This window comes from Xanthomonas arboricola pv. populi (assembly GCF_002939945.1).
Lineage (GTDB): Bacteria > Pseudomonadota > Gammaproteobacteria > Xanthomonadales > Xanthomonadaceae > Xanthomonas > Xanthomonas arboricola_A.
Genome location: NZ_MDEB01000006.1, coordinates 256499 through 277685 on the forward strand (window position 1 = coordinate 256499; position 21187 = coordinate 277685).

At 66.4% G+C, this 21187-nt stretch carries 15 protein-coding genes; 8 read left to right on the forward strand and 7 right to left on the reverse strand.

Features of this window, described 5'->3' with window-relative positions:
- Window positions 1-143: 143 nt before the first annotated feature.
- Window positions 144-1664: a YifB family Mg chelatase-like AAA ATPase gene (locus tag XaplCFBP3123_RS16495; protein ID WP_104534995.1), complete on the reverse strand. Its 1521-nt coding sequence runs from the start codon at window positions 1662-1664 to the stop codon at window positions 144-146.
- Between the two features lie 15 nt (window positions 1665-1679).
- On the reverse strand, window positions 1680-1946 hold the full coding sequence (gene ubiK, locus XaplCFBP3123_RS16500; protein WP_104534996.1) for a ubiquinone biosynthesis accessory factor UbiK: 267 nt from the start codon (window positions 1944-1946) through the stop codon (window positions 1680-1682).
- A 191-nt stretch (window positions 1947-2137) separates the two neighbouring features.
- On the opposite strand from ubiK, the gene XaplCFBP3123_RS16505 reads away from it, so the two are divergent.
- Entirely contained in the window at window positions 2138-2476 is a 339-nt protein-coding gene (locus XaplCFBP3123_RS16505; RefSeq protein ID WP_016904463.1) for a P-II family nitrogen regulator, read from the forward strand.
- 321 nt (window positions 2477-2797) lie between these two features.
- Window positions 2798-4780, forward strand: a complete 1983-nt coding sequence (locus XaplCFBP3123_RS16510) for a beta-N-acetylhexosaminidase family protein (protein ID WP_104534997.1) — start codon at window positions 2798-2800, stop codon at window positions 4778-4780.
- Between the two features lie 337 nt (window positions 4781-5117).
- On the opposite strand, the gene XaplCFBP3123_RS16515 is transcribed toward XaplCFBP3123_RS16510, so the two are convergent.
- A complete protein-coding gene (locus XaplCFBP3123_RS16515; protein WP_172453321.1) occupies window positions 5118-5792 on the reverse strand; it encodes an RIO1 family regulatory kinase/ATPase in 675 nt (224 codons plus the stop codon).
- A 559-nt stretch (window positions 5793-6351) separates the two neighbouring features.
- Between XaplCFBP3123_RS16515 and XaplCFBP3123_RS16520 the strand changes: the two genes are divergently transcribed.
- Both XaplCFBP3123_RS16520 and XaplCFBP3123_RS16525 read left to right on the forward strand, forming a co-directional pair.
- Complete coding sequence (locus tag XaplCFBP3123_RS16520) at window positions 6352-7161, forward strand: outer membrane beta-barrel protein (protein WP_104534998.1); 810 nt, start codon at window positions 6352-6354, stop codon at window positions 7159-7161.
- A 200-nt stretch (window positions 7162-7361) separates the two neighbouring features.
- Window positions 7362-7973, forward strand: a complete 612-nt coding sequence (locus XaplCFBP3123_RS16525; protein WP_104534999.1) for a PH domain-containing protein — start codon at window positions 7362-7364, stop codon at window positions 7971-7973.
- Between the two features lie 188 nt (window positions 7974-8161).
- Here XaplCFBP3123_RS16525 and speE read toward each other — a convergent pair whose 3' ends face one another.
- Complete coding sequence (gene speE / locus XaplCFBP3123_RS16530; protein WP_104535000.1) at window positions 8162-9019, reverse strand: polyamine aminopropyltransferase; 858 nt, start codon at window positions 9017-9019, stop codon at window positions 8162-8164.
- Window positions 9020-9252: 233 nt separating this feature from the next.
- Between speE and speA the strand changes: the two genes are divergently transcribed.
- The 4 genes from speA (at window position 9253) to XaplCFBP3123_RS16550 (ending at window position 18748) form a co-directional block, all read left to right on the forward strand.
- Window positions 9253-11139, forward strand: coding sequence for an arginine decarboxylase (gene speA, locus XaplCFBP3123_RS16535; protein ID WP_104535001.1), 1887 nt, complete (start codon window positions 9253-9255; stop codon window positions 11137-11139).
- 897 nt (window positions 11140-12036) lie between these two features.
- Window positions 12037-16020, forward strand: a complete 3984-nt coding sequence (locus XaplCFBP3123_RS16540; protein ID WP_104535048.1) for a non-ribosomal peptide synthetase — start codon at window positions 12037-12039, stop codon at window positions 16018-16020.
- Complete coding sequence (locus tag XaplCFBP3123_RS16545; RefSeq protein WP_104535002.1) at window positions 16013-17350, forward strand: glycosyltransferase; 1338 nt, start codon at window positions 16013-16015, stop codon at window positions 17348-17350. Before XaplCFBP3123_RS16540 ends, XaplCFBP3123_RS16545 begins: the two co-directional genes overlap by 8 nt.
- A gap of 270 nt (window positions 17351-17620) precedes the next feature.
- Entirely contained in the window at window positions 17621-18748 is a 1128-nt protein-coding gene (locus XaplCFBP3123_RS16550) for an acyltransferase family protein (RefSeq protein WP_104535003.1), read from the forward strand.
- Window positions 18749-18913: 165 nt separating this feature from the next.
- On the opposite strand, the gene XaplCFBP3123_RS16555 is transcribed toward XaplCFBP3123_RS16550, so the two are convergent.
- The 3 genes from XaplCFBP3123_RS16555 to XaplCFBP3123_RS16565 are packed head-to-tail and all read right to left on the reverse strand — an operon-like array spanning window position 18914 to window position 21145.
- The gene (locus tag XaplCFBP3123_RS16555) at window positions 18914-19669 is read right to left on the reverse strand and encodes an SDR family NAD(P)-dependent oxidoreductase (protein ID WP_104535004.1); all 756 of its coding nucleotides are present in this window, start codon (window positions 19667-19669) and stop codon (window positions 18914-18916) included.
- A gap of 41 nt (window positions 19670-19710) precedes the next feature.
- Window positions 19711-20259: a hypothetical protein gene (locus XaplCFBP3123_RS16560; protein WP_104535005.1), complete on the reverse strand. Its 549-nt coding sequence runs from the start codon at window positions 20257-20259 to the stop codon at window positions 19711-19713.
- Window positions 20260-20263: 4 nt separating this feature from the next.
- Window positions 20264-21145: an SPOR domain-containing protein gene (locus tag XaplCFBP3123_RS16565; protein WP_104535006.1), complete on the reverse strand. Its 882-nt coding sequence runs from the start codon at window positions 21143-21145 to the stop codon at window positions 20264-20266.
- Window positions 21146-21187: the final 42 nt, after the last annotated feature.

Below are 21187 nucleotides of genomic sequence, written 5' to 3' on the forward strand. Positions count from 1 at the left end.
CACTGCAGCCACACAGGCAGCAAGCGACGGTGCGATGAAGCGGTCGACCGTACTGTGCTGCTGGATTGCTTAGCGTCCTAACGAACAGCGTGGAATGGTGGTGCGGCGGGCGTGCGGTCGCCTCGAAGCGCTCGGTCGGTGCACTACGCCGCGCTCGCCGTGTCCACCGCACGATCCAGTTTGCGGTAGCCGATGGCCTCGGTCAGATGCCGGGTGGCAATGGCTGCAGTGTCGTCGAGATCGGCGATGGTGCGGGCCACGCGCAGGATGCGATGCATCGAGCGTGCGGAGAGCTGCAGGTGTTCGATGGCGCGTTCCAGCAGCACCTGATCGTCGCCATGCAGGCGGCAGTGATGATCGGTCTGTGCCTGATCCAGTTGTGCGTTGGGTGCGCCGGCGCGCGCGAGTTGCCGTTCGCGTGCGGCGACCACGCGTGCACGCACGCTGGCGCTGTCTTCGCCGACGTTGCCGCAGCGCAAGGCCTGTGGTGGCAGTCGCGGCACTTCGACATGCAGATCGATCCGGTCCAGCAACGGGCCGGAGATGCGGCTGCGATAGCGGCGGATGCTGTCGCTGCTGCAGCGGCAACGCCCGCTGCCATCGCCGGCCCATCCGCATGGGCACGGGTTCATTGCAGCAACCAGCTGGAACCGTGCCGGGAAATCCACGCTGCGCGCTGCGCGCGAGATCGTCACCAGACCGGATTCCAGGGGCTCGCGCAACACTTCCAGCGTCTGCCGCTGCCACTCGGGCAATTCGTCCAGAAACAGCACGCCGTGGTGGGCCAGCGAGATCTCGCCGGGGCGCGGATGGGTGCCACCGCCGACCAATGCGACCGCGCTGGCGGTGTGATGCGGGGCTCGATAGGGTCGCTGCCGCCAGCGCGCAAGATCCAGCCCGCGGCCGCTGACCGAGGTAATGGCAGCAGTTTCCAGTGCCTCGGTTTCGCTGGATTCCGGCAGCAGGCCGGGCAGGCGCGAGGCGAGCAAGGTCTTGCCGCAGCCAGGACTGCCGACCAACAACAAATGGTGACCACCGGCGGCGGCGATCTCCAGCGCGCGACGCGCGTGCGGCTGGCCGCGTACATCGGCCATGTCGGGCAAGGCACGCGCGCCGAGCGCCGGGATCGCCACTTCGGCAGCAGGCGCTCGTTGGCTGCCGTTGAGCGCGGCGCATACTTCCAGCAGCGTGCGCGCGGTGAAGGCTTCGACGTGCCCGGCGATGGCCGCTTCGGCGCCGTTGGCCAGCGGCACGATCAGCCGTCGCCCGGCCTGCGCGGCAGCCAGGGCGGCCGGCAGCACGCCATCGACGCCACGCAACTCGCCGGTCAGCGCCAGCTCGCCGAGAAATTCGTAGTCGGCCAGGGTGTGCCGATCGATCTGCCCGCTGGCGGCCAGGATGCCGAGGGCGATCGGCAGGTCGAAGCGGCCGCCTTCCTTCGGCAAGTCGGCCGGGGCCAGGTTGATGGTGATGCGCCGGGCGGGAAATTCGAATTGTGCGCACAGCAGCGCCGCACGGACGCGTTCGCGCGATTCGCGCACCGCGGCCTCGGGCAGGCCCACGATCTGGGTGGAGGGAAGCCCGCCGGAGAGATGTACTTCCACCCGAACCTCGGGCGCATGCACCCCCACGCGGGCACGACTGTGCACCAGTGCCAGACTCATGGTGGAAGGCCCCGATCAGGGAGTGGCAGGTGGTGCTGCGGGCGCGCGGGCTTCCAGCGCGGCCACGGCCTGTTCCAGCGCGTCGACTTTTTCGCGCGTGCGCAGCAGCACTGCGCGCTGCACGTCGAACTCTTCGCGGGTGACCAGGTCCAGCTTGCCTAGGCCGGCCTGCAGCGCGCCCTTGAAGGTGCTCTGCAGTTCTTCGCGCGATTGGCGCAGGCCCGGCGGCACCAGGTCGCTGAGGCGGCGGGCGAGGTCGTCGAGCTGGTTGAAATCGATCATGGGTGTTCTCCGCAGGTCCGTAGGAAGCCTAGTGCAGGCCGGGACACGCGGGACATCGGCAAGGCAGTCGGCAGGCGGTAAGGATAGTCCCATTCGGCTGTCGGCCGCGGTGACGGCCGCATGCCACGGGGTGAGTGTTACGGCCGTCCACGGTATGCTGCGCCCCCCGTCATGCCGCTGGATCTGCACCGATGAAAATGATCATGGCCATCGTCAAACCGTTCAAGCTCGACGATGTGCGCGAAGCGCTCGCCGGCTGCGGGGTGGCTGGCATCACGGTGACCGAGGTCAAGGGCTTCGGGCGCCAGAAGGGGCACACCGAGCTGTATCGCGGTGCCGAATACGTGGTCGATTTCCTGCCCAAGGTGAAGATCGAAGTGGCGGTGACCGACGACCAGGCCGAACGTGTGGTCGAGGCCATCGTCACCGCGGCCGGGACCGGCAAGATCGGCGACGGCAAGGTGTTCGTCTACGACCTGGGCAGCGTGGTGCGGATCCGCACCGGCGAGCTGGACAGCGACGCGCTGTAAGGCGTCAGCGGTCAGCGATTGCGGCCGACGCGAGCGGCATCTGGCTGACGACGGCCGACGCGTCTGCGAAACGGTGAGCCGGCTCAAGCTCACCCGAGTAGCTGGTCCGCTACATGACCCGAGCGGTGCCATGCACGCAGCGGGCTCATACCATTTCAATACCGCAGATTGGATCCGGCATCCGCGGCCAGTATCGGTATCAGCCTCTTGACTGCAGCCAGTTTACCCCTTTCGGACTGTCCCGAGACCGGCCCCGCTTGTCGCCACGCGATGACTTGCCTACTCTAGGGCCTAATACCATTTCAATACCGGAGTTCGGGGATGAAGCGACGCGATAGGAAGTCGGGCTTGCGCCCGCTCTCGGTCTGGCTGGCAGCAGGCCTGGCGGCTGCCGCGGTCCCCGCGTTGGCACAGCCTGTCAGCCAGCCGGCGATCTTCCCCACGCCGGTTTCGATCGCGCTGGAGGGCGGCACGGTCACGCTGGGTCGGTCGGTGGTGCTGGTGGTGGCGCCGGGCGCAGATCCGGAGTCCGTCGCGTTGGTACGCGGCATCCTCGGTACGGCCGGCGTCACCAAGATCGCCACCGCAGCGCGTCTGCCGGCCACGCTCGACCGCCCGCATATCGTGATCGGCACCGGCGAGGCGGCAGTGGTGCGCGATGCGCTGACCCGCAGCAAGGCGGTGCAGGACACCCACACGGAGGGCTATACGCTTGCCAGCGTGGCGCTGGGCACCGGCAGCCTGATCACGCTGGCCGGCCACGACAACGATGGCCTGTTCCACGCGGCGCAGACGCTGCGCCAGCTGGTCGAGCGCCCGGCCATTCCGGCCCTGGCGATCCAGGACCATCCGGCGATGCCGATCCGCGGCACCATCGAAGGCTTCTACGGCGCGCCATGGTCGATGGCCGACCGCAGCAGGCACATCGCGTTTCTCGCCCGCAGCAAGGCCAATACCTTCATCTACAGCCCCAAGGACGACCCGTACGCGCGCGACCGCTGGCGCGACGCGTATCCGGCGGCGACGCTGAAGGCGCTCGGCAAGCTGGCGGCCACCGCCAGGCGCAATCACGTCGACTTCGTCTATGCGATCTCGCCGGGGCCGACGGTGTGCTTTTCCGATCCGGCCGATGCCAAGGCGCTGCTGCGCAAGTTCGATGCCTTCCGCGCGCTGGGCGTGCGCAGCTTCTATGTGGCGCTGGACGATATCGAATACACCAAGTGGAATTGCGAGCGCGACAAGACCACTTTCGGCGAATCTGGCGCGCAAGCGGCCGGTATCGCACAGTCGCATCTGCTCAACCTGGTGCAGGCCGATCTGGTCGCCCGCCACGATGCAGCGTCGGAACTGATCATGGTGCCGACCGAGTATTACGACGCCAAGGAAAGTCCGTACAAGGAAGCGCTGCGCAAGCATCTGGACCCGAAGATCGTGGTGCAGTGGACCGGCACCGACGTGGTGCCGCCGGCCATTTCCATCCCCGATGCACGCGCGGCGACCAAGGCGTTCGGCCGCAAGACGCTGCTGTGGGACAACTACCCGGTCAACGATTTCGAAACCTCGGCCGGGCGCCTGCTGATGGCGCCGTATGCGCGGCGCGAGGCCGGCCTGTCGGCGGAATTGTCCGGCATCGTCTCCAACCCGATGAATCAGGAAGTGCCCAGCCGGGTCGCGGTGATGGGGCTGACCGCGTTCGCATGGAACGACACCGGCTACGACGCAGAGCGCACCTGGCACGCGGCCGCGCGCGACCTGGCCGGTGGCGACGCGCAGGTGACCGCGGCGCTGCTGACCTTCTTCGATACCCAGCATCTGGCGCCGACCTTCGGCAGCCAGCCGTGGCAGGAACAGGCGCCGCGCCTGAAGGCCGTGCTCGACCATGTGCGCGAAGCGATTGCGCTCGGCGATGCGGCGGCGCGCAGCCAGGCCATTGCCGAGCTGGCGCGCACGGCGGAGGCGTTCGCGGCCGCGCCGCAGATCATCCGTACGGGCGTGGCCGACAAGGGCTTTGCGGAGCAGTCGCGCCCATGGCTGGCGGCGATGGAAGGCTGGGGGCGCGCGCTGCAGCAGACCGCGGCCGGGTTGGATGCGGCCAATCGCGGTGACGCGCAGGCGGCAGTTGCGTTTGCCGATGCCAAGCGGATCGCCGGCGAAGCCGCCGCGATCCCGTCGATTCCCGGCGCCACGCGCTTCGGTGGCCCGGTCAAGATTGCCGATGGCGTGCTGGACCGCTTCGTCGCTGACGCGCCGCGCCTGATCGTCTCCCGCGTGCCGTCGGCAGCCGAAGCGGCAAGCGCGCAGTGACGACCTGGAGCGGCGACCGGACGACGGCATAGTCGCCGGTGCGCGGCATCGGCGCGTACCCCTGTTCATTGCGGTTTCTCGGCGCCGTTGCGCACCACCTGCCGACTGCTCGCCAGGGTGATCGGCGTCCCGTTGGCGTGTCATCGAGATGGTCAGGCTTGCAAGCCCGGTAAGCGTGGCCCGCGTCGCCGGATCAGCACGCGGCATGCAGATCGATGCGCGTTGTTGCTCCGGCGCTGGTGCTGGATGCATGACGCGATTGCGCGGCATCGGCCGGGCACCACACCCGGCGCGCGCCGCACTGGCGGCGGGTCTGCGGCTTGCCGGTCAGCGCGCTTCAGTCGATACTGCCTGGCTGCGCATCGCGCTTCAGGTGCCGATAGAGCCGCTTCCAGCCACCGCGAATGGTGCCTACCCAGCGCGGTTCGGCGCTGCGTGCGGCCTCGTCGGCGGTCGGCGCGATCCCGGCCAGGCGCTGGCGCATCTTCTGGAAATTGGCCACGTCGCTGCGCTGCAGCTGACGTGCCAGCGTGCCGCGCCGCAACCAGCGCGGGAAGCGCCAGGCCGAGGTGAAATCGATCAACACCGGCACGCCGGCGCTGATCACCACATTGGTGCCGTGCAGATCATTATGGGTGATGCCGAAGGCATGCAGGCGACGCAGTGCCTGCTGCAATTGTTGAAAGACTTCCTGGCCCACCACCGCACTGGCGCTGAGGGTGTCGCCCGGAATGAACTCCATGCCCAGCGCCAGCCCTCCCAGCGTGCCGAGCAGGGCCGGCGCATGCCGCCAGCCGTGCAGGCGGGCTAGCATCTTCGCCTCGTGCCGCACCATCAGCCGCGCGATCGGCGCCAGCAGCGTACGGCGGTAGCGGCCGTAGTCCTTGACCACCGCCAGTTGCCCATCCAGATGCGTGCGATAGACGTTTGGCTCGAGCAGCCGGGTGCCCTGCTTGAGCAGCACGGGCGTGACGATTTGCAGGCTGGAGGTGTCCAGCGGCTGGTAGTGCATGGCAAGTCTCCGGACCTTGGCGGCGCGGAGGAATCACGCGTCTGGCAGGTTCACGATGATCGCGAGGGATCGATCCGGTGAATTTTAGAACTTGCGAGTATTGAAATTACACTTGTTTAAAAAATGAAATGTTCCGGGGATGGAACGGCTCGAAGAATCAACAACTTGCCGCGTCAGCTGCGACCAATTTCGTCCTGGGCCTGCGGAACGCGCTGCTTGCAGCGAGCCTGCATGGAGCGCATGGCGTGCCTTACCCATCGGCAGGAACGTTCACCAGAAGGCTGGTCGGCCGACCAGCGCGCCGAGTCAGCGATCACGGCTCTTCTTGACAGCTGCTGAGACTCGATTCACTGTGCCGGCTGCGGTCAGGGGGCTGCATCACGCGTCACTACCGGCACGTCCACGCGGACGATGCCTGAAGCCGAGTACGCGCACGATCCGGTGATGCTGGGAAAGCCCCCGAATTGGACAGCAACTGCGCCACTTCCGGACGCCGCCAGGTCATGCCTGCGTGCGCATGGATGCGGGGACGATGGAGTACGACTCATTGGGGGATGCGATGAAAAGGACCGCAACATGGCTGTTGGCCTGCACCGCGCTGGGCTGCGTTTCCGACGCGGCTGCGCAGTCGTTGTCGCGCGGCTGGGACAACTATCGGCAACAGCAAAGACAGCAGACTGGTGCCCAGGGCACCACCGCGCCGGCAGCGCCACCGTCCAGTCCGTCGCAAGGCGGCACTGCCGTCGCGCCGACAGCCGTGCAAGACAGTGCAGCCGGCGAGACCGGCGGATTCACCACGGTGACGGCGCAGACGCCCGCAGCGGCGGCAGCGCCCACACCGGTGCCTGCCTATGTCGCGCCTGCGCCGCGCGAAGAAGAGCAGCGCCTCAAGAGCGGCATGTTCTTGGGTGTGCAGGGCGGTGACGCCGAAGTGTTCGAGGGCAACAAGCAGGACATGGTGGGCTTCAACGTCGGTTACCGCTGGCGTGCTGGTCCGGTCACGCTGATCGGCATTGAAGTGGCCACCGGCAAGGTCGACGGTTCGAAGGATGCGGATGGCTTTGTCGTCATTCCGACGGTGGACTTCGGCAGCATCGGTGGAACGGCGCGCTTCAATTTCGGCGACACCCCGGTGTTCGCTCTGGTGCGTATGGGGTATTGGGGCGGCGAGGCAAAAGGCGAGGACTACACCGAGCGTGTCTACGGTGCATATCTGGGTGCGGGCCTCGGTGTGGATATCGGCAAGCATGTCAGTCTGAGCGCGCTCTACACGAACTACCTGTACGCCGACGACTACTACTACGACGACGAAGACATCACCATCAATCGTGCCGAGGTGCTGAGCTTCGGCGCCGAAGTCCGCTTTTGAGTCGGCGATAAAAAGACCAACGGTGTGCACACAGCAAGGCGGATGGCGACATCCCCCTTGTTGCCGTCGGGGCTGTATGAAGCGCTCAGCGATCCGACGCTGCGTACTCTTTCGTCGGGTCTCTGATCGGCACCACGAAGGCACGGATGTGGTGTCATACAAGGCAACGCTGCGGCGCAAGTGATCACGATGAGGAAGGTATGGAGGTCTTTACGCAATTCCTGACCGATGAGCAGGATCCGGTGGCCGTGGGCAAGATCCTGCCCAAGGTGAACGAGTTGCTGACGCGGGACGAGCAGGTCGAGTACATCGCGGTGCAGAAGAAAATGGTGATGAATCTGTCGCCGGCCGCGGTGGTGCTGACCAATCGCAGATTCATCGTGGTGCATCCTACGCTGTTCGGGATGACGTTTCGCGACGTCCCCTGGCGCGAGGTGCTCGACGTGCATATGAGCGAGCAGATGCTGGGAGCGACGATCATGTGCCGCACCACGCAGGGCGGTTACCTGTCCATCGACAGCTTGCCCAAGAAGCAGGCACGGCGGGTCTACGCCTATGCCCAGCAGGTGGAGGAATCGGCCTACGAGAAGCGCCAGCAGCTGGAGTTCGACAAGTTGCGCGCATCGGCAGGTGGCGTGGTGGTGCACGCACCCACCGCGCAGGGCGGCATGCCCTCTGCACCGCCGAGCACGGCAACGGCCCCGGACGATCCGATACAGGTGCTGAGCAAGCTCAGGCAACTGCTGGATGCGGGACTGGTCACCCAGGAAGAGTTCGACGCCAAGAAAGCAGAGGTGCTGGCGCGGTTGTAGGACGCGTTACGGGCGCGCCGGCATCTCCCCCCAGCGCAGTTGCGAGCAACAGCAGCTTTCAAGATACCCGCGCTCACTGCCAGACGGGCGCGGCCACTGCCCGGAATCGGCAGGAACCACGCGTACCGTGGTTCCAGGCGCGCCGCCCGCACCTGCTGGCGGCACGCGCTACGGTGCGTCAGCCGTGCTTACTCGCCCAGCGCCTTGGCCACGAATGGCGGTGCGACCAGCACGCCGGTATGCAGGTGCGCGGTGTAGTACAGCGTGTCGAAGCCCTTGGCCTGCGCGGCGTCGTGGCGGAACGCGAAATCGGCGTTGGCCTGCTTGCTGGCCATGGTCACGCTCCACCAGCCGGTGGGGTAGCACGGCTGCGGGAACGGCAGCGTCTTGAACGACTGGAAGCCGGCCTTGCCCATTTCGGTGCGCATTTCCTTGATCAGCGCCAGCAGCGCCAGCGGCGACTCGGACTGCTGCACCAGGATGCCGTCGTCCTTCAATGCCTTGAAGCAGCTCTCGTAGAAGGCCTTGTTGAACAGTCCTTCGGCCGGGCCGACCGGGTCGGTGGAGTCGACGATCACGATGTCCACGCTGCCGGCCGGGCAGTTGGCCATGTAGGCCACGCCGTCGTCGAACAGCAGCTCGGCGCGCGCATCGTGGTTGGAGTCGCACAGCTCGGGGAAATACTTCTCCGACATGCGCGTGACCTGCTCGTCGATGTCGCACTGGGTGGCGCTTTCCACGCCCGGGTGCTTGAGCACCTCGCGCAGGGTGCCGCAGTCGCCGCCGCCGATGATCACCACGCGCTTGGGCGCGGCGTGGGTGAACAGCGCCGGGTGGCTGATCATCTCGTGATAGAAGAAGTTGTCGCGGCTGGTCAGCATCACCGCGCCGTCGATCAGCATCAGCTTGCCCCAGTCGGTGGTCTGGTAGATCTCGATCTTCTGGAACGGGGACTGCACCTCGTCCAGCTTGCCGCTGATGCGGAAGCCGATCGCCGAGCCGGTCGGCTGGAAGTGTTCGATGTACCAGTTGTCGTTGGCGCTCATGCAAAGTCCTAAGGATGGGGGCTGTTCCTTCTCCCACCGGGAGAAGGTGGCGCAAAGCGCCGGATGAGGGTCGGGCGCAGCCGCGTGCAAGCAAGCTGCTGGCGGCCATCCCGAACCCCCGCCAACCCCGCTCCGACCAGGAGCAGGGCGTGAAGTCGGCGCGGATTGTAACGGACCCTGCGCGTGCCAGGCGTTACACTTCACGCCCTTTTTGCCCCAGCCGAGTCAGCGAAATGAGCGATTGGTCCCTCGACCAAGCCCGCAAGACCTATTCGATCCCACATTGGGCCGACGGGTATTTCGACGTGAACGACGCCGGACATGTGGTGGTCACGCCGACCAGCGACGGTCCGTCGGTGTCGTTGCCGGAGGTGGTGGACGCCGCGCGCGCCGCTGGCGCCAAGCTGCCGCTGCTGGTGCGCTTCCCGGACATCCTGGGCCAGCGGCTGGGCAAGCTGCAGGCGGCGTTCGCGCAGGCGCAGTCCGAGTGGGATTACGCCGGCGGCTACACGGCGGTGTACCCGATCAAGGTCAACCAGCATCGCGGCGTGGCCGGCACGCTGGCCAGCCACCACGGCGACGGCTTCGGCCTGGAAGCGGGCAGCAAGCCGGAGCTGATGGCGGTGCTGGCGCTGTCGCGTCCGGGCGGGCTGATCGTCTGCAACGGGTATAAAGACCGCGAATACATCCGCCTGGCGCTGATCGGCCGCAAGCTCGGCCTGCAGACCTTCATCGTCATCGAAAAGCCCTCCGAGCTGAAGCTGGTGCTGGAAGAGGCGCGCGCGCTGGACGTCAAGCCCGGTCTGGGCGTGCGCATGCGGCTGGCCTCGCTTGGCGCGGGCAAGTGGCAGAACAGCGGTGGCGACAAGGCCAAGTTCGGGCTGTCGCCGCGTCAGGTGCTGGACCTGTGGAAGACGCTGCGCGACACCGAGTACGCGGACAGCCTGCAGTTGCTGCATTTCCATATGGGCTCGCAGATCTCCAACGTGCGCGACATCGCCAACGGCATGCGCGAGGCTACGCGCTATTTCGTGGAGCTGTCGCGGCTGGGCGCGAAGATCAGCCATGTGGACGTCGGCGGCGGGCTGGGCATCGATTACGAAGGCACGCGCTCGCGTAGCTACTGCTCGATCAATTACGGCCTGCATTCCTATGCCAGCAACATCGTGCAGCCCCTGGCCAGCGCCTGCGAAGAGCACGGCTTGACCCCGCCGCGCATCGTCACCGAATGCGGCCGCGCGATGACCGCGCACCATGCGGTGCTGATCGCCAACGTGTCCGAAGTGGAGCAGGCGCCGGAAGGCCGCGTGCCGGATGCGCACGACGACGAACCGGCGGCGATCCGCCACCTGCGCGAGATCCATGACGAGCTCGATGTGCGCCCGGCGGTGGAACTGTTCCAGGAGGCGCAGCACTTCCATGCCGAAGGCTTGAGTGCGTACGCATTAGGCCAGATCGACCTGACCCACCGCGCACGTATCGACGACCTGTTCTATGCGATCGCGCACGGTGTGCGTGCACGCCTGAGCTTCGACGAGAAGAGCCATCGCCCGGTGCTGGACGAACTCAACGAGCGGCTGGTCGACAAGTACTTCGTCAACTTCAGCGTGTTCGAGTCGATTCCGGATGTGTGGGCGATCGATCAGGTGTTCCCGATCGTGCCGATCGAGCGCTTGAACGAAGCGCCGCAGCGGCGCGGCATCATCGCCGACATGACCTGCGATTCCGACGGCATGGTCAAGACCTACGTCGAGAACGAAAGCCTGGACAGCTCGATGCCGCTGCACACGTTGAATCCAGGCGAGAGCTATCGCATCGGCTTTTTCCTGGTCGGTGCCTACCAGGAAATCCTGGGCGATATCCATAACCTGTTCGGCGATACCGATGCGGTGGAAGTGGCCGTGGATGGCGACGGCTATCGCATCGCGCAGCAGCGCCGCGGCGACACCACCGATGTGATGCTGGACTACGTGGGCTATCAGCTGGACACGCTGCGTGCGACCTACGCCGAGCGCATCAACGCCGCGCAGCTGTCGCCCGAGCGCGCACAGGAACTGAGCGATGCACTGGAAGCGGGGTTGACCGGTTACACCTATCTGTCCGACGAACCGTTGGGCTGATGCAATGCGCGCTGCGGCCGATGCCGTGGCGCGCCGTTCCGTTTCACATCCGCGCGCAATGCATTGACGAGATCGCCCGCAGCAGCGCTGCGGCCGTAATGCGGCGTGCCTCAGGGGTCGAACCCGGCGCCATTGCCGGACGCCATGGCTTCTGCGCGCCTTGGCCGAGGCCGGTAACGTGTTGTCCTGTTGTCCCAGCGGCGGCGTGCGACAACCAACTCCCTCGCTCAAGCCAGGGCCAATCAATCACCGCCAACACTGCTGCATGCATAACCGACGCCGCGCGGAAATGACGGTTCAATAACCGTCGCATGACCGTGCGGTTGCAGGCGGCATTCAAAAAAAACGCTGTGTTTTGCGCAGCGGTCGTCCCGGCAACGCGCTAATGTCAATACCGCTGCATACGCTGGTCTTGGCGCACGTGGTCCCGGATGTGCCGCGGAATAGACAAAATCCCGGGTAAAAAAGTCTTCGCAGGTTGCTGCAGGATGCACGCCAGTCTGTTCCGGAGCACAGCGCGTGAAAACGCCATCTGCGGACGTATGCACCCAGAACAACTAATTGAAATCACACTTCGGAAATAAATTTTTGCAGGCGACGTGGATTTCGTGATTTTTGCACGGTTTATCGCATTGGCTAGTTGTTAGTGTTTGTTTAACTTGTCGGGAAGCAAGTGCTTTAGAAAAAGTCAGTGCATGTCTTTGTATGGACGATGCACGTCGCTTCGTGGTGCGTTTCCATTGTGCGTTTCCATCGTGTATCGCCGGCATGCGCTGGCGGTCGTCGGTGTCTCTTACCTCACGTTTTCAAGGCCAGGTGCTGATCCGGCGTCCCAGTGACCGCGTTGCGGACATGGCGCACCGGTCGGCTGCGCGCCATACAAGAAGGATGCACGCCATGCACGCTGACGCCTCTCCCGTGTTTCCCCTGACCAAAGCGCAACGCGGCCTCTGGGTCGCAAGCAAGTTGCATACCGACAACACCTTGATGTTGTCCGAAGCCCTGGAAATATTCGGCCCGCTGGATCCACAGGTGCTGATCCGCGCCAGCATGCAGCTGACGCGCGAATTCGACACACTGCGGCTATGCATCGTCGAGCACGACGGCGTACCGCATCAGGTGGTCCTGCCCGAATACACCGCCGCGATTCCGTATTTCAACGTCAGCGAAGATCCTTCCCCGCGTAATGCCGCCGAGCATTGGGTGGACGAAGAAATCCGCAAGCCGGAAGATCTGCAGAACGGGCCGTTATGGCATTGCGCGGTATTCCGCCTTGGCGAAGATCACCACATGTGGGTGCAATGCGTCAGCCATCTGGTGATGGATGGCTATTGCGCCTCGATCATGATGCAGCGCATGGCGGTGCTGTATAACGCCTACGCGGAAAGCAGCGAGCCTGCGCCTGCGCAATACGGCAGCGCGCTGTCGCTGATCGAGCTCGAACAGCAGTATCGCCAGTCCGATCGTTTTCAGCGCGACCGCAGCTACTGGATGCAGCAGCTGGCCGATCTGCCGCCGCCGGCGACCCTGGCGCGTCCGGGCAATTACCTGTCGACCGGATTGTTGCGTGGGACCGGACAGTTCTCGCCGCAACAGGTGATACGTCTGCGTGCGCTCGGCAAGGACTACGGCGCCAGCCTGCCGCAGATGCTGATTTCGCTGATCGCCGCGTATTACTACCGCTGCACCGGCGCCGAGGATCTGGTGCTGGCCATGCCGGTGACCGGCCGCATCAACGCGCGTTACCGGCAGACCGCAGGCCTGGTTGCCAATGTGATTTCGCTACGCCTGAAAATGGATCCGCAGCAGCCGGTGCATGCCCTGTTCGCGCAGGTGTCCTCGGTGGTCAGGCATGCCCTGCGCCACCAGCAGTACCGCTTCGAGGACGTGCGCCGCGATCTTGGCATGTTCGGGGTCGATCAGAAGTTCGCACGCCTGGCAGTGAACATCGAAGCCTTCGATTACGTGCTGCGTTTTGGCCAGGCCTATGCGATGCCGCATAACCTCTCCAACGGCCCGGCCGACGATCTGACCATCTTCTGCTACGAGCGCGGCGACGGAGCCGCGTTGCGCTTCGATCTGGATGCCAATCCGGCGTTGTACGACAGCGACGAGCTGGCCGAACACTGCCGCCGCCTGACCCATCTGGCCGATGCGGTGTTGGCCGATCCGGAATGCGCGCTGGGCCGGATCGATGTGCTCGGCGATGCGGAACGCCGACGCCTGTTGCAGACCTGGAACGCCACCGCCGCAGCGCTGCCGGAACCGGCCACGCTGCTGCACGGCATGCTGCAGCGTGCCGAGCTGATGCCGGCAGCGGTGGTGGTGCAGTACGACAACCGCACCCTGGATTACGCCACGCTGTGCGAACTGGCCTCGCGCATCGCCGCGCAATGGGTGGCCGATGGCGTCCGCCCCGGCGATGTGGTCGCCATCGCGTTGCCGCGCAGCGAGCAATTGCTGGTGGCCCTGCTGGCGGTGATGTGGAGCGGGGCGGCGTATCTGCCGCTGGACCCGGAAAGCCCGGCCGCGCGCAACCGGCAGATGCTCAACGATTCCGGTGCCATCGCGCTGGTCTGCGAGCCGGCGTTGTGCGAGCGCTATCTGCTCGGTGGCATGGTCTGGCTGGATCCGCGCCCGGCCGTATTGCCGACGGCGATCGCGCCGATGGCCACGCCGGACGGCACCGCCTACGTGCTGTACACCTCCGGTTCGACCGGCGCGCCCAAGGGCGTGGAAATCAGCCATCGCAACCTGTTCAATTTCCTGCATGCGATGGAGCATGAACTGGCATTGCGCCCGCGCGACCGCGTGCTGGCGGTCACCACCATCACCTTCGATATCGCCGGGCTGGAGCTGTATCTGCCATTGCTGGTGGGCGCGCGCGTGGTCATCGCACCGGCCGGCATCACCCATGATCCACGCAGCCTGTCGCGGCTGATCGCGCAGGAGCAGGTCAGCGTGGTGCAGGCGACCCCGTCGCTATGGCGCATCCTGCTGGCCAATCAGGATCTGGCGTTGGACCGTCTCCACGCTCTGGTCGGTGGCGAAGCCCTGGTGCCGGAACTGGCGACCCAGTTGCTGAGCCGGGTCGGGCGCCTGACCCAGCTGTACGGGCCGACCGAAACCACGATCTGGTCGACCATCATGTCGTTGCAGCTGACCGACGCTGCTGCCCCGCCGATCGGCAGGCCGCTGCTCAATACGCGCGTCTATGTGCTCGATGCGCAGCGGCAACCGCTGCCGACCGGCGCGATCGGCGAGTTGTACATCGGCGGTGCGGGGGTGGCCAAGGGCTATCGCGGCAAGCGCCAGCTGACCAGCGAGCGGTTTGTACGCGACCCGTTCGCCGACGACGGCAGCAACATGTACCGCACCGGCGACCGCGTGCGTCAGCGCCGCGACGGCATGCTGGAATTCATCGGCCGCACCGACGCGCAACTGAAGATCCGCGGCCATCGCGTGGAGCCGGCCGAAATCGAAAACGCCTTGCTGCTGCATTCGCAGGTGGCGCAGGCGGTGGTGGTCGGTCATAGCGATGGCGACCACGACGCGCTGCAGTTGCTGGCGTATGTGGTGGGCAAGCATGGCGCGACGCCAACGGCCGAGGTCTTACGCGCGCATCTGCAGCAGCGCCTGCCGGCGTCGATGATCCCCGTCTTGTGGGTGCCGTTGCAGGCGCTGCCGCTGACACCCAATGGCAAGCTGGATCGCCGCGCCTTGCCCTCGCCGGGCGCGTTGCCGCAGCGCACGCACGTGGCGCCGCGCGATGCGCTCGAACGCCAGCTGGCAGCAATGCTGCAGGACGTGCTGGGCATCGAAGTGGTGGGTGTGGAAGACAACTTCTTCGAGCTCGGCGGCGACTCGCTGCGCGCGGCGGAAATGGCCGCACGCTTCCCGCAGACGTTCGGTGTCGAACTGCCGCTGGGCACCCTGTTCCATGCGCCAACCATCGCCGGCCTGGCCGAGGTGATCACGCGCAACGCGCAGATCCCGAACGACCCACTCGGCGTGCTGTTGCCGCTGCGTGCGGGCACGCCGGGCACGACCCCGCTGTTCTGCATCCACCCGGTGGTCGGTCTGGGCTGGTCGTATCTCACCTTGCTCGGTCGGCTCGATCCGCACTGGCCGGTGTATGCCTTGCAGTCGCCAGGCTTGAGCGACCCGCAGCATCGCCCGGAAAGCATCGAGGCGATCGCGCGCGATTACCTGGCGCGGCTGCGCACGGTGCAGCCGCAGGGGCCGTATCGATTGATTGGCTGGTCGCTGGGCGGCTTGATCGCCCATGCCATCACTGCCGAACTGCATGCACTGGGCGAAGAAGTCGAATTGCTGGCGATGCTCGACAGCTACCCGCACCTGGAGCAGGCCGCGTCGCTGCCGGAATCGGAAACTGTGCGTGCATCGGTGCATGCGCTGGGTGTGCATCTTGCACACGGCCAGTCGATGCCGACCACGGTGGCCGAACTGGCCAGCCTGCTGTGCGATCACTATGGGTTGAACGACTTGCCCGCGGTGCGCCAGCTGCTCGAACAACGCCCCACGTTGCTGGACGACATGGGCGGCATGACCCAGCACCACCTGCATCTGGCGCGGCGTCATCGTCCCAAACCGCTGGACCAGGATGTGTTGTTCGTCGAAGCCAGCGTGCGCATGACCTCCGGCGGCGACGATACGGTGTGGGTGGATTACCGGCCGCAGGCCTGGCGCCCTTACGTGCGCAATCTGCACCTGCATGCCCTGGACAGCGACCACCACTCGATGCTGTCGTCCACGCATTCGGCCACGCTCAGCGCATTGCTGCATGCGGCCACTGCCAACGTCCCACAACGCGACGGCAGCATCGCCACCGCCAGCGACGGGGTGGCCGAATATGCCTGAGTCCCCTTCCAGCGCGGCACGCCAGCGCCCGGTGGTGATCGCCACCCTGGGCACGCATGGCGATGTGCGCCCGATCATCGCGCTGGGCCGTGGCCTGCAACAGCGCGGTTACCCGGTGCGGGTGCTGACCAGCGCCAACTTCGAATCGCTGATCCGCGCCAATGGGCTGGAGTTCTTCCCGCTCAGCGGCGACCACCAGAAACTGCTGCAGGGCCATCCGGATATCGCCGAGATGCGCGGTGGCTGGCGCGGCATCTGGGGCACCTTGCGCGCGCAATTGCTGGACTGGGCGCGCGACTGGGCCGTGCAGGGCCGCGCGGCCTGTGCCGATGCCGGGCTGATTCTCGGCGTCGGCAGCGCGAGTTTTCTGGCCCATAGCCTGGGCCAGGCATACGACGTGCCGGTGGTGTTTGCGCAATTGCAGCCGCTGACCGCCTCGCGCCATCTGCCACTGATGGTGATGCCCAGCGTGCGTCTGCCGGGGCTGGTGAGCGTGGCGCTGCATCATGTTCTGCGCTTTGCCGGCTGGCAGCTGATGCGTCCTGCCCTCAACGAGATCGTGCGCCCGGCCTTGGGGTTACCGGCCTATCCGTGGAGCGGCCCGGATCGCAGCGCGCTGCGTGTGCTGTACGGCTATAGCGCGCAGCTGTGCCCGCGTCCGCCGGACTGGCCGCAGAGTGCGCAGGTGTGCGGTTTCTGGCAGTTGCCGCAACCGCAGTGGCAACCGCCGGCTGCGTTGCAGGCGTTCCTCCAGGCCGGTCCGCCGCCGCTGTATATCGGCTTCGGCAGCATGATCAGCACCGATGCGGCCCGGCTCACCGCCACGGTCAAGGCGGCGGTGCGTCTGACCGGTCAACGTGCGCTGCTGGCCAGCGGCTGGGGCGGGCTGGCGGCCGGGGAAGACGTATCCGACGATGCCGAGCGCTTCTTCCAGCTGGAGCAGGCACCGCACGATTGGCTGTTCCCGCGGGTGTCGGTGGCGGTGCATCACGGCGGTGCCGGCACCACCGGTGCGGCGCTGGCAGCGGGGATCCCCTCGGTGGTGCTGCCGTTCGGCTACGACCAGCCGTTTTGGGCGCACTGCCTGGCCCAACGCGGCGTCGCCCCGCCGGCGCTCGCACGGGTCGGGTTGCAGCCGCAGGCCTTGGCCGATGCCATCGGCCAAGCCGGCGCGCCGAGCATGCGCGCAGCGGCACGCGCGCTGGGGCAGCGCATCCGCGAGGAAGACGGAATCGGCCGGGCGGTGGATCAGCTGGAAGCGTGGGGATTGCTGGAACCGGCGGTGAAGCTGGCGCAGACGGCGCGCATCGAGCAGCAAGCCGTCGCGTGATGGATGACGCCGTGGGGGAGCCACGGCGTCGACATCGGAGTGGCGGCGGCAATGCGGTCGCGTGCGTGACCGAAGGCCTCTGTGCGGCACGGTTGAGGTGCTGGGCGCATCGCTGCGGCCGATGCATGGTCGACAGGAGAAGGCCTGCACGACTGAGTGACTTGGAGAAACGTCTGCGTTGCCGACACGCGTCGGCGAGCGCGGCCAACGCCGGTGCCCGCATCGGCGGGATGCGGCACAATCGGGCTCCCTCGGCCTTGCATCGCCCGCATGCGCTATCCCGCTCTCGATCTGCTGCGTGGCATCGCCATCGTCTGGGTGATGCTGTTCCATTCCTTCGTGGTCGGTGGTCTGGGGCCGGACTGGGCGTGGTTGTCGCGCTACGGCTGGATGGGCGTGGACCTGTTCTTCGTCTTGAGCGGTTTTCTGATCGGTACGCAGGTGCTGAGGCCGCTGGCGCGCGGGCAAGGCGTGGACTTCAAGGATTTCTATCTGCGTCGCGCGTTTCGCATCCTGCCGGCGTTTTTGCTGGTGCTGGCGATCTACATGGCGTGGCCGGATTTTCGCGAGTCGCCCGGGCTGGCGCCGTGGTGGATGTTCGTCAGCTTCACCCTGAACCTGTTGGTCGACTACGGCCGTGACGCCGCGTTCTCGCACGCCTGGTCGCTGTGCGTGGAAGAACATTTCTATCTGGTGTTTCCGTTGCTGGCGACGCTGTTGCTGCGGCGGCCCTCGGCCACGCGCTTTGTCGCGCTCTGCGTGCTGGTGGTGGTTGCAGGCATCGCGCTGCGTGCCGGCATCTGGTGGCACAACACCGCCCTGGACAGTGCCGGCGCCGGCCTGCAGCGCAACTGGTTCATCGAAGATATCTATTACCCGACCTGGAACCGTCTGGACGGGCTGCTGGACGGTGTCGTCCTGGCGGTGCTGAAGGTCTTCCGCCCCACGCTATGGCAACGGCTGCAGCAGCGCGGCAACGCCGCGCTGTGTGCAGGCGTGGCGATTCTGGCGCTGGCACTGTGGCTGTTCCGCGAGCGCACCGGCCTGCTCGGCAATGCGGTGGGCTGGCCGGTGCTGTCGCTGGGGCTGGCCTTGCTGGTGCTCGCCGGCACTGCCAGCAGCGGTGTGCTTGGCGGTTTGCGTGTGCCGGGCGCGGCATGGCTGGCGGCCATCTCCTACAGCCTGTATCTGACCCACAAGGCCGTGTTCCATCTCACCCAGGGCTGGCTCGGCCCGGCGCTGGAGGGGCGTGGCGTGCTGGCATTTGCGATGTATGGCCTGATGGCAGTGCTGTGCGGTGCGCTGTTGCACTACGCGGTGGAGCGCCCGTTCCTGCAGCTGCGCGACAAGATGCTGCGGCCAGGCGCGCGGACGTTGGTTGCCGCCGATCGCGGCTGACCGGGCATCGCAAAACGCCGCGCAATGCGCGGCGTTGTCGTCCTCTCTCGCGATGCGCCAGTTCCAGCGCCGCACCGAACTTGGATGCGGCGCGATCTGCTCACGCGCCAATCAACACACCATCGGATCGCGGCGCGATAGATGCACTGGCGCTGCAGGCCATCGTCACTGCGCGTCGCGCGCCACCTGGAAACCGGCGAACGACTGCGTGACCGGCATGATTTCCAGCCGATTGATGTTCAGATGCGCCGGCAGGCTGGCGACGTAGAAGATCTGCTCGGCGATGTCCTCGGCGGTCATCGGGGTGGCGCCGCGGTACAGCGTGTCGGAGGCGGCCTGGTTGCCGCCGGTGCGCACCAGGGTGAATTCGGTTTCGGCCATGCCCGGTTCGATCGAGGTCACGCGCACGCCGGTGCCGTGCAGGTCCGCGCGCAGGCCCAGCGAAAACTGCTGCACGAACGCCTTGGTGCCGCCATAGACGTTGCCGCCGGTGTAGGGGTAGGTCGCCGCGACCGAGGCGATGTTGATGATGGCGCCACGGCGTGCGATCAACGCCGGCAGCAGGCGATGGGTGAGGGTGACCAGAGCGGTGACATTGGTGTCGATCATCTGCTGCCACTGCGTCAGGTCGGCCTGCTGCGCGGGCGCGGTGCCCAGCGCCAGCCCGGCGTTGTTGACCAGCACATCGATGTCGGCGAAATCAGCCGGCAATGCGTCGATCGCTGCCGACAAGGCCTGCGTATCGCGCATGTCGAACGCGGCGGTATGCACCTGGCCCGCGGGCAGCTCGGCAGCCAGGGCATCCAGGCGCTCGGCGCGCCGACCGGTGGCGATGATCTTCCAACCGGCGGCGGCAAAACGGCGCACGGCGGCGCTGCCGAATCCGGAGGTGGCACCGGTGATCAGAACAGTCTTGGACATGGGGGATAACTCCTGCGAACGAGGGGGATCAGGCGAGGGGATCAGGGTGCAGTGGCGGGGCCGGGCGCGCTGTCCTGGGCACGGCGCGCGCGCAGCCTGGCCTCACTGAGCGGCTCGCGCGTCATCACGCGGCCGTGTTGCACCTGCAGGAGCAGATACGGTGCTTCTGCGGCGGTGGGTGCAGTGTCGCCGGCGCTCGCAGCGGTTGGCAGAGCGAGCACCAACTCGCCATCGATCCAGTCCGCGGCGACCGGGGCGGTCCGTCCAGGAAACAGCACATCGAGGGGCAATGCCGGCGGTGCGGTGTTGCAGGCGCCGATGACGATGCGATCCAGCAGCACTTGTGCCTTCTCCACGCGCCAATCGGCCCGATAGCCGCGCCAGTTTGCACTGCAACTGCCCAGCGCCTGCCGCGCATGCGTCACGAAACGTTGCCAGATGGCCTGGTTGTCCAGCACCGGCGACAACGGCTCTGCCAGCAGCGCCGCGTCCTGTCCGTCGATCAGGATGCGGTCGGGAATCTGCTCGGTGGCGTGCGCCGCGCCGATCAGTCCCCACCACAACCACAGGGCGGCGGCGCGCTGCAGCACGCGGCTACTGCGCCTTGATCGCAATGGCGGGCAGGCCGCTGCCGGTCAGTTTCTGCTTGGCTTCGGCCAGTTCGCTGGCGCTGCCGTACGGCCCCATGCGCACGCGGTAGACGGTTTTGCCGCTGATGTCGGCAGATTCCACGCGTGCGGCCAGGCCCATCATCGCCAGCTTGGCCTTGGTCGATTCGGCATCGCCGGAGGCGCCGAACGAGCCGGCCTGCAGGATGTAGCGGGTGTTGTCTGTCACTGCAGCTGGGGCTACCGGAGTGGTAGCTGCCGCTGCCGCAGCCGGCTTCGGCGCAGCAGTTGCAGCTGGCGTGGTGAGCGCCGCAGTGCTGGCCGGCGCCGGCGTGGCGGCCGGACGCGCCGGGGCGGTCTCCGCCAATGGCTTCGGCGCGCTGGCAGCTGTTTCGTTCAACGGCACCGGCACGCTGGTGGCCGGTGTGGCTGCCGCCACGCTCGCACCGGGTGCAGGCGCGACCGGCTTGCCTTCCAGGGCCGCACGCGCACGTGCGGCTTCTTCCGCGCGCGCACTGGCTGCCAGTTCGGCATCGGACATCTGCACTTCCTTGCCGGGCAGCAAGGTATAGAAGTCGTACTGGGTTTGCGCATCGCCCGGCTTGGCTTGCGGTTTGGGCGCTTGCGCACTGGGCTTGGGAAGCTCGGCCGGCGTATCCACGTCGGCATCGGCCACCGGCTCGGGCTGCGCGTCGGGGTTCGCCCGTGGGCCCACACGCAGGAAGCCGTCGCCGTCCTTCTTGAACAGGTTGGGCGCGGCCAGAAAGATCACTGCCGCAATCGCAGCGCCCGCCACCAACCACACCCAACCGGGGGTGCCATTGCTGGTGTTGCGTCGCGCCTGACTCTTACCGCGTCGTGCTGCCATCTACCACTTCTCCGAATCACGTCGTTGCGGGCCATGCGGCCC

What these genes read in the sequence shown, in the direction of transcription:
- XaplCFBP3123_RS16495 (WP_104534995.1), bottom strand. Translation starts at nt 1,664, where the DNA reads ATGAGTCTGGCACTGGTGCACAGTCGTGCCCGCGTGGGGGTGCATGCG.
- ubiK (WP_104534996.1), bottom strand. Translation starts at nt 1,946, where the DNA reads ATGATCGATTTCAACCAGCTCGACGACCTCGCCCGCCGCCTCAGCGAC.
- XaplCFBP3123_RS16505 (WP_016904463.1), top strand. Translation starts at nt 2,138, where the DNA reads ATGAAAATGATCATGGCCATCGTCAAACCGTTCAAGCTCGACGATGTG.
- XaplCFBP3123_RS16510 (WP_104534997.1), top strand. Translation starts at nt 2,798, where the DNA reads ATGAAGCGACGCGATAGGAAGTCGGGCTTGCGCCCGCTCTCGGTCTGG.
- XaplCFBP3123_RS16515 (WP_172453321.1), bottom strand. Translation starts at nt 5,792, where the DNA reads ATGCACTACCAGCCGCTGGACACCTCCAGCCTGCAAATCGTCACGCCC.
- XaplCFBP3123_RS16520 (WP_104534998.1), top strand. Translation starts at nt 6,352, where the DNA reads ATGAAAAGGACCGCAACATGGCTGTTGGCCTGCACCGCGCTGGGCTGC.
- XaplCFBP3123_RS16525 (WP_104534999.1), top strand. Translation starts at nt 7,362, where the DNA reads ATGGAGGTCTTTACGCAATTCCTGACCGATGAGCAGGATCCGGTGGCC.
- speE (WP_104535000.1), bottom strand. Translation starts at nt 9,019, where the DNA reads ATGAGCGCCAACGACAACTGGTACATCGAACACTTCCAGCCGACCGGC.
- speA (WP_104535001.1), top strand. Translation starts at nt 9,253, where the DNA reads ATGAGCGATTGGTCCCTCGACCAAGCCCGCAAGACCTATTCGATCCCA.
- XaplCFBP3123_RS16540 (WP_104535048.1), top strand. Translation starts at nt 12,037, where the DNA reads ATGCACGCTGACGCCTCTCCCGTGTTTCCCCTGACCAAAGCGCAACGC.
- XaplCFBP3123_RS16545 (WP_104535002.1), top strand. Translation starts at nt 16,013, where the DNA reads ATGCCTGAGTCCCCTTCCAGCGCGGCACGCCAGCGCCCGGTGGTGATC.
- XaplCFBP3123_RS16550 (WP_104535003.1), top strand. Translation starts at nt 17,621, where the DNA reads ATGCGCTATCCCGCTCTCGATCTGCTGCGTGGCATCGCCATCGTCTGG.
- XaplCFBP3123_RS16555 (WP_104535004.1), bottom strand. Translation starts at nt 19,669, where the DNA reads ATGTCCAAGACTGTTCTGATCACCGGTGCCACCTCCGGATTCGGCAGC.
- XaplCFBP3123_RS16565 (WP_104535006.1), bottom strand. Translation starts at nt 21,145, where the DNA reads ATGGCAGCACGACGCGGTAAGAGTCAGGCGCGACGCAACACCAGCAAT.